We start from the raw sequence: 14,493 nt of genomic DNA on the forward strand, positions 1-14,493 counted from the left end.
TTCAATATCCAGGACGCGGAGCGGCCAGCATTGTGCCAGAAGAGTGTAGCACGCCAGATGCCGGTGAGCCTGGTGCGATAGGTACTCTTGGACACAGCGCCAGCTTTCCAAAGCCGCTTTAGCAGACCCTGGAGCTCAAGTAGCTTTTCATCAATGTCATCGTCTCCAGCCAAATTTCCCTCTTTCGATGAGGGCAGTCTAAGGTTGCGCCGCCTGCCTGAGAACACGAAAATAGATTGCCATAACACTGCCTGAGCCACCGGCTACCGCTCCCGCTCAAAATCATCCTTGCGCTTACCCCTATCACGCCCGCGCTCGCCGCGCCTGCTGGCCCGCGAGATCGGCAGACCGCCGCCGTCATCCCCGCCATCGCCCTCATCGCCGCGCACATCCTCTGCCGCCTTCGTGAACGCCGCCCGCAGATCGAGCTCCGGCGACAACGCCTGCTCCACCGCCCGCGCCATCGCCTCATGCAGCGCCTCGACCTCCCGTTCCTCATCCCGCTCCCGCGGCTTCGGCTGGCGCTCTTCACGCTCCCGCAGCGAATCCTGATACCTGTTTTTGGCCTTGCGCACCGACGCCTTGCGCCCGCGCGGGCTCAGCTCCAGGTTCAACGCCGGCATGTGCTCATGCCCGGCCCGATCCACCATCCGCTGCTCGCGGACACGTTTTTCCTCAAGCGCCCGGCGCTCCCGCGCTTCCACCGCGCCCAGCGCCCTGACCTTGCGGGCCATATCCAGCCCCTGCATTTCATGGCGGCGCTGCAGGGCTTCACTCTGCCCGCGCTGCGTGTCACCCAGCGCCTGCTGGCGCTCCCGAAACGCCAGATATTTCTGCGCATCCCTGTAGCGCTGCACCCGATGAATGAGCGCGCTCACGCCCGTGACGCGGCCCAGGAACGCCGCCAGTCCCGTCGGCCGCGCCTCCTGCCGCTGCTGCCGGACACGCGCTACATCGGCAAGATATTCAACCCGCAGCAGCTGCCGCGCACCCCGATGCGCCTGCATCAGCGCCGCGCGCTCCTGCTCCTGCCGCACGCGCTGCGCTTCCTGCTCGGCCTCCAGTCGGGCGCGCCGTCCTTCCTGCGCCTTCGCCAGCTGCTCCTGTTTCTGCCCGTCCTCGCGCGCTTTCGCAAAAGCCTCCCGTGCCTTGCGATGCTGCGCGGCGAGCGCCCGCGCTTCCTCCACGCTCGGCAGCGACTCCGGCGGGAACTCCGCCCCCAGGAACGCCCGAATATCCTTCGTGCGCACGCTGCGATCGTCGATCAGCTTGGGCAGCGCATTCATGCCGCCATAGATGTCGATCAGCACATAGGGGCGGTTTCCGGTCGCGAGGATATAGCCCATATCCTCCAGCGCCCGCACGAAGGCCCGCGGCGTATCGCTCTGCGCCCAGGCCTTTGTGACCATCGCCATGCGCTCTTCCTTGCTGATGCCGGTCGCGCGTTCCTGCGCCCGGTCATAAAGGGAGCTCTTCGCCCGCTTCTCACCATCGCGCGCATAACCATCGGGCAGCGTCAGCCCGTGCTCGCGCGCGAACTGCCGGCTCACCATCATCAGCTTCTCGCGGTCAAAGGCCAGGTGCACGGCCTTCTCCGAGCGCCAGTCGATCCGCGACCAGACCGCATGACAATGCTCGCGCCCGTCCTTGATGTGGAACACGACGGCGCGGGGCTGGCCTTCAAGACCGAGCGCCTTCTCGACCCGATCGAGATAGGCCAGATATTGCGGCCGGGTGAGCCCGCCGCCGCCGGGATCGGGATTGACGGAGAGGCTGTAGAGATAATTGCGGCAATGGGTGAGGTTCGTGGCGATGGCCTCCCACTCGGCGAAGGCCCCGTGCAGATCAGGCGCTACCGCGCCCGAGACTTCGGCCACCTCGACATATTCATTGTCGAAGGCGTTCAGCAGGTGGGTCGCGAGGTCTCGGCCGCCGCCGCGCTGGCTCGCCTTGGGGATCATGTGGGGCCCCGGGGCGAGCGCCCCAGCGCCTTCAGGCAGGCGGCGCGGATTTCATGCAGATCCTGCACGGCCGCCTCTAACAGCGCGTCATCGGGATCGCTGGCGAGATTCTTCAGGCGCTCGTTCAGCAGCGCCGTCTCGGCCAGCAGGCGCGCGACATCGGCATGGGAGGCGGACGCCCGGCGCGCAGGGCCCGGCGCAAGATCGCCGAACACGGCGGCGGTGATGAAGGCATTGACGGAGAGCCCTGAATCCTCGACCCGCGCGCGAAACTGCGCCAGCAGTTCGTGCGGGGGTCTGTAGGAGATCGGGGCTTCGCGCTTCTTGTCCGTCATGCCTTAAGCGATAGCGCGTCATCACCGGCCCGATCCGCGCGCATTCCACGCGCGCGCAAAAGCGATCAGGGCCGTGCCGCCGCCATCGCCCGCGCCGTCCGCCGATGAGAGCGAGGGTTCCGGGGAGCGCCATCCCCGGTCGATGGGATTGCAAAGGGAGAGCAGAAGTCTCCCTTTCGCCGCCGGCCCGGATCAATTCCGGGCCGCGGCGCGCCGCAGCCAGCAACAGGCAAGGCGGCTCGTGGTTCAGGGCGCGAAAGCCCTGGCCGCAGGGTTGCAAGGGGGCGCGGCTGGCCCCTCTTGCGCGATGGGTCAAGGGAGAGCGGCAGTCTCCCCTGGCGGGATGCAACGACGAACACGTTGCAATCAGACGCTATGGGCTCGATGCCCGAAAGCGTCTGACCGCATCCCTTGGCAAGACTCCGCCACAAGCGAAGACGAGCCTTACGGGATGCCCGAGGGGGGTCTGCGGGGGACAGGATGATCCCCCCAGCAAGGTGAGCGCGGTAGTACCGCGCACACCTTGTACAAATCTGTCATGCGACGCAGCCCCTATAGTACCAGCATAACACGGTGAGGGGCCGGATGTGGAATGTACATCATACTATCCTGACGATCTGAGGAATGTACATGCATTGATCTATTCTCCGCTGCACGAGGAATAGACGCGGAATCCCTATCGAAGGATCGCCGATATTACGGGTCTTCGACATGCCGGATGTGTCCGCTTTTGTAATGTGCATCACAAAGTCGGTGCCCGGCGGAAAGGATGATCCGCCATGAATGACATCACCCCTTCACAAACCGATCCTGCATCCCATCAGCTAAGGCCTACCAAGGAAACCTACGAGCGGTTTCAGCAGGCCTTCGAGCATTTGGACAAAGCGCTGTTTGGCGGCACTTTGCCCAGGCCTCTCATCACCCTCCAGCGCCGCCGCCATACCTACGGGTATTTTGCCGGGGCGCGCTTCAGAAACGAGGACGGCCGCGTGGCCGACGAGATCGCCCTCAACCCGGCGACCTTTGCCGGACGGACGGTCGAAGACATCCTCTCCACCCTTGCCCACGAGATGGTGCATCTGTGGCAGCATCACGAGGGTGAGCCGGGCCGGGGCCGGTATCACAATCGCCAGTGGGCCGATAAAATGAAAGAGATCGGCCTCCAGCCCACCGATACCGGCGAGGAAGGCGGCAAGGAAACAGGCGAAACAATAGGCCACCTGATCGTGCCCGCAGGGCCCTTCGATCAGGCGGCGCAGCGTCTCATGGCGAGGGGTTTCACCATCCCATGGAAGGAAGCCCCCGCCGCCCCTGAACAATCCAAAGGCGAGGGCGCAGCCGAGCCTGACCCCAACCCGAAAAGCGGCAAGCGCCTGCGCTACCGCTGCCCGGAATGCGATCTCAAAGCCTGGGCGAAGCATGATGCCCGGCTGATGTGCGCCGACGACAAGGCGCTGATGGTCGCCGGGGACTGAATGGCCAAAAGCAAAAAATTTAGCGCGGGGGTCACGCCCCCGCAAATTTTTGCGACGCAACAATAGTCAATGAGAGCGCAGGAAATACAGTTTGTTTGTGACTGGAATTCTCTGATGGATATTTGTAATATATAGTTCGCATCAACAAATAAAAAGAATTTATACATATTTATGTTTGGAACATTATTTTCGAAGGCGGCCCGGGATCGGGCGCGGATTGAAAAGTTTGAGACAGCTATATTCTGGAAGGATGTTGCGAAAATCGAACATCTGCTATCACAGGGAGCTGATCCGAACGGCAGAGGCCGACGCCAATACCATCTGGGACGAGCCGTGGAAGGACAGTCACTGCAGGTCATCAAGTTACTGCTGGACGCCGGTGCCGACCCGCGCATGCCTTTTCGCATTGATGGTTTTGAAGCGACCATGTCTGAGGGAGCGCAACGGATAGGAGCGTCGGCAGAGGTGATAGAGCTTCTGAAACGCGCGGAGAAGCAGGCTGTTGCGACCCGTGGCCCCGGCCCTGAGCCCCGGAGGCCGCCCACCGACAGTTGCTGTTTCGTCCCCAAGTAGTAATAGTCATCCCCGCAGCAATTTCTTTTCGGGGAGGTAGTGATGGCAATCGCGGAGACTAAACTCGCAATTGAGGCGGGCGTGGCGGGAATATCGCTTGTCTCGCAACTAATGAGCCTGATCAAACAGGCCCGGGCTTCGGATCAAACCGATCCCCAGATGGCAGAAATATTGGCGCAACTGCCGGCAGCGGCGTTTTCACTGGCGAAGGATCTGCTCGGCGAATGCGAGGCGCTGAAACAGGCGTTTATCGATGCAAAAATCGATACGAAATACACGATTGCCGAACTTGAAGACAAACACTGGTGGTGGTTTGGGGGAAAGTACAAGCTTGTGCAGCGTTTTCTCTCCTGTTCAAACGCTCTGTCCGATATTGCGGGACACGCGATCGACGATTTCATCGCGGTAGCGCGGTGCCGTGACCAGATCAAACTGGTCACCGAAGCATTCATCGAAGCGCGTAAAAGCAAAGAAGAAGTCGAGGCGGTCATTAATAGAGAAACGCCGGTCGGCGAGATACTGGACAAGCTGATCGGTTTGTCCCGTCAGCTTCGCGATGATGTGCAAAAGCTTCTGTGATTGCGCACAGGAGTGAAACTGCCGGGCCGCGCAACTCCTTCTGCCAGGGTGGGAGGGGCGCTTACGCGCCCGCTCCTTCGTCGCTGGCTTTCGGAACCCGGAGGGTGATGCGCCCGCCATTGACCGGTATCAGGTCGAGCTGGAGGGTCAGCCCTTCGCCGTCTTCGTGACGCCAGGCGGCGCCGATCCGCGTCCAGAAGGACTTCTTGCCCTTCTCGTCCACATGCCAGGCGATGAACGCCGGGGCATGATTTTCGCGGGGTTTGCGGTTCTGTTCTTCGTTGCGTGCCATGATAAAGCTCCTTTCGCTTGTGGTTTTTCTCGACACGCCTCACCAGGGAGCGGGCGGAGAAGCAGACGGTTCACGGCTGACGCGCGGGAGGGGAATCACCCGCCTGGCAGGGAGCAGAGCGACCGAAGGAAGGGGACACCCGCGCGTCACCCGTTTACGGGCATGGCCTTGAACCGGCTGCGCGCCCGATCAGGTTAGGGCGTGTAAGTCGAGGGAAATCCACGGAGCGAAAAGACACGGCTTGTCACACGCGGACGGAGAGCAGAATTCCACGGGCACCCTGCATAAGCCGGCAAGCGATCATCGTCAGGAGTGGCATTGATCGATGAAGGGCAAGGCTTCTGAACTGCCGGAGAGGCTCAGAATGACAACAAGGGCGAGGGTTCTCTCGACACGTCGAAAGACCTATGGTCACGGCGGAGCGTTTCCCGATGACCACGGCAGCAACAGCGAAGAGCAAGCGCAAGCGTCCTCGCAGGAAGCAGGAGGAGCAGGCTTACTATGTCATCGCCGTGGAAAGCTGGGAGTGGAGTTATTCATTCAGCGTCAACCGGATGAAGGACAGCACCGAACCCTATAGTGATTACCGGCATCTTCATCTGCTGGGTTCGCTGCTCCGCCCGTCCAAGGTCAAGGCAAAGTCGGTGCGGCTCGTATTCCTGCCGAATGATGCTTACAACAGCGACCAGTGGCACTGCCACAATCGTCCGCATATCGGGACTTTGAGCCTCTTTCGAGGCCAGATGGACGGGCTGTTTTCGATGGCGTCTGACGTGCTTCCGCTGCTGCTGACGATGCTGACCGGTGACCGGATCAGATACGTGGTCATCAATGGCCGGAAGCTTCACTATGGCCGCACGGACGTTGAGGGATATCGCTTCGAAATGGCGGTTGATGACGACGATCTGCCTCCGGAGTGAAACTGCGGGTGGTCTTGAGGCTTTTGTAATACCCGCCTCCCTGAAATCCGCGCGAGGGATCGTCACCGCAAGGCCGAAACCCTGCCAACGGCCGGCAGGGGTTCGGGGCGCAAAACGCCTAGAGCCCGGTCACGAAGGGACGCGCCCCGCCTCCAAGGGCGGTTCTTATCTTTGAGTTCAAAAAAACCAGCCCGGCCCCGCGATGCGGAAACCGGGCTGGCGCGCCAGAACAGAGTTGTTACGCCGCGATCAGATTGCCGCTGGTCACCAGGGCGGCTTCGTCGGTGAGGCCGGTGACGCCCGTCAGTGTGGCAATCTGCGTGAAGCCGTAAGTCGTGCCAGTGCCGTCACGGTCAACGGCAACATTCGAGTTGGCGCCTGCCGTGGTGATCTGGACAAAGTCCGTGATCGCTTCGGTCAGGGGATCGTAGTCAGTCAGCAGGTTGACCAGATTCAGCGCATCGCCCTGCGCCGTGCTGAAATCCGACACCGTGTCGATGTTGCTATAGGCCGAAGCCGCCTGGAACACGTAAACGTCAGCACCCAGACCGCCCGTAAGAGCGTCAAGCCCTGACTCCCCGTAGAGGACATCATTGCCATCGCCGCCGGTGATGGTGTCGCCGCCATCATCGCCATGGATGGTATCCGCACCGCCGCCGCCGCTGAGTACGTTGGCGGCTGTACTGCCCGTCAGATTGTCATTGTGCGCAGAGCCGGTCAGGTTCTCGAAATTCGACACCGTGTCGGCGCCGGCGCCGCCCGTATTCTGTGCGGAGCCAAGCCCCAGACTGACCGTCACCCCGGCTGTGGCCCAGACATAGGCCAGCGTGTCGGTGCCGCCCGCGCCGTCGATGGTGTCGTTACCGGCACCGCCTTCGATGGTGTTGTTCGAGCCATTGCCGGTCAGGGTATCGTTGAAGGCAGAGCCGGTCAGATGCTCGAAGTTGGAGATGGTATCGGTGCCCGCTCCGCCCGTCGCCTGGCCGGTACCGGTGGCGAGGTTCATCGTGATGCCGCCGGTCGCGGTGACATAGGTCAGTGTATCGTTGCCGCCAGCGCCATTGATGGTGTCGTTACCGGCACCGCCTTCAATGATGTTGTCAGAGCCATTGCCGGTCAACGTGTCGTTGAACGCAGAGCCCACGAGGTTCTCGAAATTCGAGATCGTGTCTGTGCCTGCACCACCCGTCGCCTGACCCGTTCCCGTCGCCAGGTTCATGGTGATCCCGGCCGCCGCGTTGACGTAAGTCAGCGTGTCGTTGCCGCCGCTGCCATTGATGGTGTCGTTACCGGCACCGCCTTCAATGACGTTGTCGGAATTGTTGCCCGTCAGGGTATCGTTGAAGCCGGAGCCGACAAGGTTCTCGAAATTCGAGATCGTGTCGGTGCCCGCACCGCCCGTGGCCTGACCAGTGCCTGTCGCCAGATTCATCGTGATCCCGGCAGTCGCATTGATATAGGTCAGGGTGTCCGTGCCTCCGCTGCCGTTGATGGTGTCGTTACCGACTCCGCCCTCGATCACGTTGTCGGAATTGTCACCGGTGAGGGTGTCATTGAACGCAGAGCCGGTCAGGTTCTCGATATTCGAGATCGTGTCCGTGCCTGCGCCGCCGGTGTTCTGTCCTGTCAGTGTCGCCAGATTGACGGTCACGGCGGACGCCGCGGCGGCGTAGGTCAGCCAGTCGATTCCGCCACCGCCATCCATCGTGTCATCGCCGGCAGCGCCGTCGATGATGTTCGCCGTGCCGTCGCCGGTGAGGGTGTCGTTGAACGCCGAACCGGTCAGGTTTTCAAAGTTCGAGATCGTGTCCGAGCCTGCCCCGCCGGTGTTTTGCGCCGAAGCGGTAGCGAGATTGACGGTAACTCCGGCTGTCGCCGTGGCATACGTCAGAGTATCAACGCCCCCTGCGCCGTCCATCGTGTCGTTACCGGCACCACCTTCCATAAGGTTGGCAGAGCTGTTTCCTGTCAGCGTATCGTTGAACGCAGAGCCCGTGAGGTTTTCGAAGTTCGAAACCGTATCGGTGCCCGCTCCGCCCGTCGCCTGGCCGGAACCTGTTGCCAGGTTCATCGTAATTCCGGCTGTGGCATTGACGTAGGTCAGCGTGTCGATGCCGCCCGCGCCGTCGATCGTGTCGTTACCGGCACCGCCTTCGATGACATTGGCAGAGCCATTGCCGGTGAGAGTGTCGTTATAGGCAGAACCGATCAGATTTTCGAAGTTGGACACGGTGTCGGTGCCAGCGCCCCCTGTCGCCTGGCCGGTAGCTGTTGCCAGGTTCATAGTGATTCCGGCGGTCGCATTGACGTAGGTCAGCGTATCCGTGCCACCGCTGCCATTGATGGTGTCGTTCCCGGCACCGCCCTCAATCACGTTGTTCGAGTTGTTGCCGGTCAACGTGTCGTTAAAGCCCGACCCCACGAGGTTCTCGAAGTTCGAGATCGTATCGGTTCCCGCGCCGCCCGTCGCCTGACCCGTCGCCGTAGCGAGGTTCATAGTGATACCGGCAGTAGCGTTGACATAGGTCAGAGTGTCGATGCCACCGCTGCCGTTCATCGTGTCGTTCCCGACGCCGCCTTGAATGATGTTGTCCGAGTTGTTGCCCGTCAGGGTGTCGTTGTAAGCAGAGCCCACAAGGTTCTCGAAATTCGAGACCGTGTCGGTGCCGGCTCCGCCTGTCGCCTGGCCGGTAGCGGTTGCCAGATTCATCGTGATCCCGGCCGTTGCAGCGGCGTAGGTCAGCGTGTCGATGCCGCCCGCACCATCCATCGTGTCGTTGCCGACACCACCCTGGATAACGTTGGAACTGCCATCGCCCGTCAGCGTGTCATTGTAGGCGGAGCCGGTGAGGTTCTCGAATCCGAGAACCGTGTCTGTTCCAGCCCCGCTTGTGTTCTGTGCTGTCGTCGTGGCCAGACTGACCGTTACAGCCGCCGTCGCCGAAGCGTAGGTCAGCGTATCAAGGCCGACGCCGCCGAGCAGGAAGTCATTGCCATCCCCGCCATCGATCAAATCATCGCCAGCACCGCCATGGGCGTCGTCATTGCCACCGGCACCGGTCATGGTGTCGTTGCCGGCATAGCCGATCATGGTGTTGTCGCTACCGTTGCCTGAAACAGCGTCGTTGCCCGACGTTCCGTTTAGCCACGATGCGTAGTCAGGCAGAGAGGTCAGGAAGCCATCCTCGAACATGATCTGCTCGACATGGTAGTCCGTATCCGCGTCTCGCAGATAATTCAGCGTAATCTCATCGACGCCGCTATTGATCACAACCTTCGTGTGCCACGAAGAGTAGTTTGAGACGGTGATATCGTTGATGGTCAAACCGCCGGTGATGAACAGCGTATCTGTACCCCCGGTGTTGTATTCCATGATGGTGTCGAGACCCTCACGGAAACGGTAGGTATCATCGCCGATGCCGGCTTGCAGGGTGTCGTCCCCGCTGCCACCATCCAACGTATCATTTCCGACACCGCTTGCCAGGTTGTCGTTTCCGCCAAGGCCAAAAATTGCATCGTCACTGCTGGCATCACCATCAGTCGTGCCATAGATGGTGTCGCTCGAATTGGTTCCCCGCGCCTCAACTTCGATGCTGCTCAGCGTCCACGTCGTGCTGTCCGAGAATACGATCTGCTCGACTTCATAGGCCGAATAGTCGCTCCCGCCCTCCAGCGTGAACTGCTGCTGCACCTTGATGCTGTTGCCGTTCTGATCTTCGGCATAGAGCGCAAAGTCCTGCCGATAGAGTGTGATATTGGCAGGAGTCCAGGCTTCACGGAACACGATCGTGTCGTTGCCTCCTTGTTCTCCAATCGCGTCATCGCCAATCGAGAAGTAGTAGGTGTCATCGCCCATGTCGCCGTTGAGTAGGTCATTTCCTTCCCGGCCATCCATAATGTCGTTAATGCTGGCACCTCCGGTAATGGCGCTGATCGTATCATTGCCAGTACCACCAAGAGATTCGATCTGGTGACCTGTCAGTGACAAGGTCGAAACGCCATTGAAAGACAGAGTTTCGATGGCCCAGTCGCCCGTATAGTAGAGCTGGCCTTCGATTCTTAGTTGCCCCAGACCTTGGACGACGATTTCAAGATCATTCGGGGCCGCCAGTGTGCGAACGAATGTTATGTCGCCCGCATCGTACCCATCGGGCAGCATAATGACGTCCGAGCCCCCGTTGTCCCAGTCAACGCGGTCATAACCGGCAGACATAATATAAGTGTCGTTGCCGTATCCGCCGCTGAGTTTGTCATTACCAATCCCGCCATCAAGCATGTCGTTGCCATCCTGGCCGTACAATTCGTCGCTGCCCCTGTAGCCGTACAACGTATCGTTTAAATGGCTGCTGAATTGGACGCCGTATATGGTGTCATTCTCCGCCGTGCCATAGGTGGTCATTGAGGTTAAAGAGTTGAAATTGAACGTCGAAGTGTCAGAGAATTCGATCGTTTCGATCCGCGATGAATAGACCGAGCCGTAATAACTGTTGAAAAACTGCCGAGACTCGATCGTTCCCAATCCGTCGACAACAATATATAGCGTTCCCTCACCAGTGCCTTCCTTGAATTGATAGAATGTCAGGTCGCCGGAATCCACGCCGACGGGCATGAGAATTTTATCAGTTCCCGCTGTGTCAATGTACACATCATTACCGTCGGTAAAGACATAGGAGTCGTTACCTTGGTATCCGTTGACTGTGTCGCCACCCTCTCCCCCAACAAGGATATCAGCGTCATAGAAGCTCCCGTGAAGAGTATCCTCGCCGTTACCCCCATAGATCGTGTCGCCACCCATCCCGCCCCAAAGAACGTCATCACCGTCATCACCGTAAATCGTATCGCTGTCCGATCCGCCATCGATCGTGTCGTTCCCGGTGCCGCCATACAGCGTATCGCTACCGCTGTTTCCGTTGATGGTGTCGTTGCCTGCACCGCCATTGAGCGTGTCGGGGCCAGAAGTGCCCGTCAGCGTATCGTCATCGGGCCCGGACGTGATTGCGTAACCATGCCATGCAGGCACCGAGCCCGCGATAATTCCGTTCCAAGAAAGGGTTGGATCAGTATCCGTGATGGCATCATCCATCATCGTGTTCTCAGCGGTTTCCAGCTCGCCCAGTCCTTTGCTGAACGCAAGGAACTCGCCTACCTGCTCCCAATAGTGCCGGAGAGCGCTACCCGGTGCCGGCGCCGCTGCTTCAAGGTCGTCCACTGCTTCCTGGGAGAGTGCCATGTCCCCTTCGAGCATGCCGGTGAGTAGATTGTAAAATATTGTTCCATCGAACAACTCGTCAGCCCCCACCTGCGCCAATAGCTGCGCCTTCAGATGATAGAAAAGCCGCTCCCACGTCTCCTCTAGTACCGCAGCCGCATTCATCCAGGGGTTCGGAATGGTGCCATATTGGAGAAAATCTTGGCCAAAAAACTTTTCGAGGAAGCCTAATTTCCGCGCATCTATGTACCCACCCCGCGAGCTGGGCGTCACGTTTTCGACACCTGCCCACGTCCAGAGTATTTCGTGAACATCAGCATTGAGAGACGAACCATCTTCAAAACGGCTTACGTCCCACGCGTCAACGAATTCGGCTACCAAACTCTTCAGTTCTTCGTTCTGGCTCATAGCAATGTGGAGGGACGGAATTTCGCCGTAGCCACGAAGCCCAGGAAGCCGGGCAGCATCGAAGTCCAGTATATATTCGCCAACAAATTGTGTTTGCAGATTGTCATGCACGAACCATGCATCCGCGACGGCTCTAGTCGAGCCACCCGATAACATATACGTACTCGTGTGGCTTATAGGGTTGCCACTAATCGTCGATGTAGAGGCCGCAATGCCCGCCAAATCGAAGCTGACGATATTCAATGAAGCTAACGTATGGAGCTCGCCGCTGTCGGTCTTTGCATCTCCGTCGGCATCCTTCCAAACAATAAGATCGTCCCACACAGAGTCATACTGATCGATTAGATGATCACCATTGCTGTCAAACGTCGACAGAATCGCAAATCCATCAACTGACGGGCTCCCAAATAACTCATCTGACGAGTCGATGGTTCCTGATTCATTAATATCACGCGCAAGCAACCCGTCATCGCTTGCTACCCAAGCAGTCTGTTCTGCAAAACCATCTCCGTCTATGTCGAAAAACGATGTGGTCGTTGTTGTATTGAAAGTCGTCAATTCTATTCCGTCATTGTCAAGGTCTAAAACCAACGGACTAGCGGTGTTGGGAGCATCCCCCCAAGGAGTCTCCGCGTCTGTAACTGGTGGAGCAGGCGGCGGGGGTGGGCTACCGCAGGGAATCGGCTCGCCTTCCTCGGGAAAAAGCACTTGTGGATCCAAACCGGAACCGCCGTGCATGCTGGAGTTTAGGTGGGGATCCCCTGGAATATCCGCGTAAGGTTCCTTGGCAGCTTGCCACATAATTATATTGGCGATCTCTTGCGCTTCTTGTTCGTCCTGTTCTTCGTTCTCGACTGTAGTCCCTTTTATCTTTTGAGCGATATGAACGACCTCTTCTGCAATGTATCGCTCCAAAGTCGCGCCGTGGGTACCGGTTCCGCCGCCAGTATCATAGTATTCGCCATCAAATACGTCCTGCCCAACACGCACGCGATAGTTATTTGTATTCGGCTCATTGTAGGCCGAAGCGCCTTGGCCGTTCCTGTCTTCCGTTATTTCTATAAGCAAGGTACCACCATTCGTGGCAAGCACCTGTTCAATCCATGCAACAAATGCTTCGAACGCAGGGGATCTGGCCCTCAACGCGTTAAACGCACTTTCGACCATCTCAGGCGGCACACCAGGTAAATCACTGTCGAAGTCGAGTGGGCATGTCATAGTTAAAAACTCCTTATAATATTGGTTTTGCTATTAATTAATCTTACATTCCTTAGTCTTTCCGAGAGTGAGCAAGGTCATGTTCTTGTCAAAGCCGGGTTTTATCGAGGGGCAATAGAGTAGACGCAGCATGACGACATCGTACCGACGGGGGTGCGGATCGGGAGCCTCGCTCTGAACCGCATATTCCCGAAACACAGCGTTCCAATCCTTTTTGCCGACGGCTTCAGTAGCGTCAGAACCGTCCAAAGTGTCGGTTTTTGAAATGCTATCGAGCGCGGCGTTCCACGATCCTAAGAGGGAGGGGACGGTAGACAGAGAGAGGCTTGGCAGCCCCAATGCCCTAATCAAACATTCTGATACCAATGGCTTTAGAAGCCTGGTGTCAAGAACTTCTGGACTGATGTAGCAAACAGCAAGCTCTATCTCATTGCTGTTGTTCAGCAAAACAAATCCCTCAACTTGGGAGCGGCTTTTCGGGGTGAAACGCACGCCCTTTTTGATCGCCAGTTCGAATCTGCGCTCATCCAATTCCGACGGCTTTCTTGCAAACTTGATGTTGTTCTGAATCGCTCCCGTGGACGCAATCACAATTCTAATCTCAGCAAAATCACTTGTGCTTTCGCGGGGGCTGCTCGGGGGGGTCAATGTAACTGCAAGGTTGGTGGCCGCATTGAGTTCGTCGAGTTGCGCCCCGACAACTCGCCCAATTTTCTCGTATTCGGCGGCTCGTTCTAGAAGTCGTTTGGCAGAGATTTCGGAAAGTCTACTTTCGCCAAACTGCGGCCAATCGAAGCCGACACTCGGACTTTTGCGCCATTTATTGATCGCGTTGTGCCTAGGTAATGCGGCGGAATCAGCGAACGGCTTAAGCCAAACTGCCAATTCATCGCGAGAAGGCTGATTCTCCTCTGGTGGTGGAGCATTAAGGGCATTCAGAACGACTGAGACGCTTGTGGAGGGGTCTTCCATGTCCTCTAGCCATCGAACATCGCTAAACGCAACATTCAGAAAGTCATGCATGACGCTGGCCCGCTTGATAGACCGCCCCTCATCGAAGGAAATGGGCTGTTGACTATAAGACGGGATGCGAGCAATCGCTCGAATTTCAGGTCGAGAAAAAGGGTCTTCTTGGGCTGCACTCGATGCGTTCACTGCTAGTAGCGCTGCTACAAATATAACAGCGTAGACAGCGCGGTGAAAATGGCTGACGAAACTGACAAGAGATAAAAGTCTTCTGCTAAGGCCTAATAGCGCTGGAACGTCGAATATTTTTCTAATCTGTTTCATTGATATACTGTACACGCCCAAATCAAATCACCAAAAGTAGCAACATCGTCCTATAGTGCGCACCCTCCGTCAATGTAATTTTTCTTCTTATAGTTGAGTTCTGAAAAGTTATGAAGAATAAGGTGTCTCGTATAGGTTTGACTCAAAAACACGCCATGCATACATATGAAATACGTCGATGTGACCTGCTCTGATTCTAAGTACCCGCTACTTTGAGGAAATTACTTGGAATT

The 14,493-nt window shown here is 58.1% G+C and carries 8 protein-coding genes; 3 read left to right on the plus strand and 5 right to left on the minus strand.

The window, feature by feature from the left end:
• Positions 1–263: 263 nt before the first annotated feature.
• Positions 264–1,961, minus strand: a complete 1,698-nt coding sequence (locus EV130_RS24270; protein WP_132661738.1) for a relaxase/mobilization nuclease domain-containing protein — start codon at positions 1,959–1,961, stop codon at positions 264–266.
• Positions 1,958–2,296 carry a hypothetical protein gene (locus tag EV130_RS24275; protein ID WP_132661740.1) on the minus strand — a complete coding sequence of 113 codons (339 nt, stop codon included), beginning with the start codon at positions 2,294–2,296 and terminating at the stop codon, positions 1,958–1,960. The genes EV130_RS24270 and EV130_RS24275 overlap by 4 nt, the downstream gene beginning before the upstream one ends.
• A 779-nt stretch (positions 2,297–3,075) precedes the next feature.
• On the opposite strand from EV130_RS24275, the gene EV130_RS24280 reads away from it, so the two are divergent.
• Complete coding sequence (locus tag EV130_RS24280; protein WP_132661742.1) at positions 3,076–3,771, plus strand: SprT-like domain-containing protein; 696 nt, start codon at positions 3,076–3,078, stop codon at positions 3,769–3,771.
• Between the two features lie 615 nt (positions 3,772–4,386).
• A complete protein-coding gene (locus EV130_RS24285) occupies positions 4,387–4,923 on the plus strand; it encodes a hypothetical protein (RefSeq protein ID WP_132661744.1) in 537 nt (178 codons plus the stop codon).
• 61 nt (positions 4,924–4,984) lie between these two features.
• Here EV130_RS24285 and EV130_RS24290 read toward each other — a convergent pair whose 3' ends face one another.
• Positions 4,985–5,215: a hypothetical protein gene (locus EV130_RS24290; RefSeq protein ID WP_132661746.1), complete on the minus strand. Its 231-nt coding sequence runs from the start codon at positions 5,213–5,215 to the stop codon at positions 4,985–4,987.
• Positions 5,216–5,646: 431 nt separating this feature from the next.
• On the opposite strand from EV130_RS24290, the gene EV130_RS24295 reads away from it, so the two are divergent.
• Entirely contained in the window at positions 5,647–6,135 is a 489-nt protein-coding gene (locus EV130_RS24295; RefSeq protein WP_132661748.1) for a hypothetical protein, read from the plus strand.
• A gap of 238 nt (positions 6,136–6,373) precedes the next feature.
• Here the strand turns inward: EV130_RS24295 and EV130_RS33875 are convergent, their stop codons facing one another.
• Together EV130_RS33875 and EV130_RS24305 are read right to left on the minus strand one after the other, a co-directional pair.
• Entirely contained in the window at positions 6,374–12,970 is a 6,597-nt protein-coding gene (locus EV130_RS33875) for a beta strand repeat-containing protein (protein ID WP_132661750.1), read from the minus strand.
• A 33-nt stretch (positions 12,971–13,003) separates the two neighbouring features.
• Positions 13,004–14,260: a hypothetical protein gene (locus tag EV130_RS24305; protein ID WP_132661752.1), complete on the minus strand. Its 1,257-nt coding sequence runs from the start codon at positions 14,258–14,260 to the stop codon at positions 13,004–13,006.
• Between the last annotated feature and the right edge of the window lie 233 nt (positions 14,261–14,493).

The sequence above is a fragment of the Rhizobium azibense genome, from assembly GCF_004342325.1.
In the GTDB taxonomy this organism is placed as follows: domain Bacteria; phylum Pseudomonadota; class Alphaproteobacteria; order Rhizobiales; family Rhizobiaceae; genus Rhizobium; species Rhizobium etli_B.

Bases quoted from the DNA above. Each gene is read 5' to 3' on its own strand.
- EV130_RS24270 (WP_132661738.1), bottom strand. From the start codon at position 1,961: ATGATCCCCAAGGCGAGCCAGCGCGGCGGCGGCCGAGACCTCGCGACC.
- EV130_RS24275 (WP_132661740.1), bottom strand. From the start codon at position 2,296: ATGACGGACAAGAAGCGCGAAGCCCCGATCTCCTACAGACCCCCGCAC.
- EV130_RS24280 (WP_132661742.1), top strand. From the start codon at position 3,076: ATGAATGACATCACCCCTTCACAAACCGATCCTGCATCCCATCAGCTA.
- EV130_RS24285 (WP_132661744.1), top strand. From the start codon at position 4,387: ATGGCAATCGCGGAGACTAAACTCGCAATTGAGGCGGGCGTGGCGGGA.
- EV130_RS24290 (WP_132661746.1), bottom strand. From the start codon at position 5,215: ATGGCACGCAACGAAGAACAGAACCGCAAACCCCGCGAAAATCATGCC.
- EV130_RS24295 (WP_132661748.1), top strand. From the start codon at position 5,647: ATGACCACGGCAGCAACAGCGAAGAGCAAGCGCAAGCGTCCTCGCAGG.
- EV130_RS33875 (WP_132661750.1), bottom strand. From the start codon at position 12,970: ATGACATGCCCACTCGACTTCGACAGTGATTTACCTGGTGTGCCGCCT.
- EV130_RS24305 (WP_132661752.1), bottom strand. From the start codon at position 14,260: ATGAAACAGATTAGAAAAATATTCGACGTTCCAGCGCTATTAGGCCTT.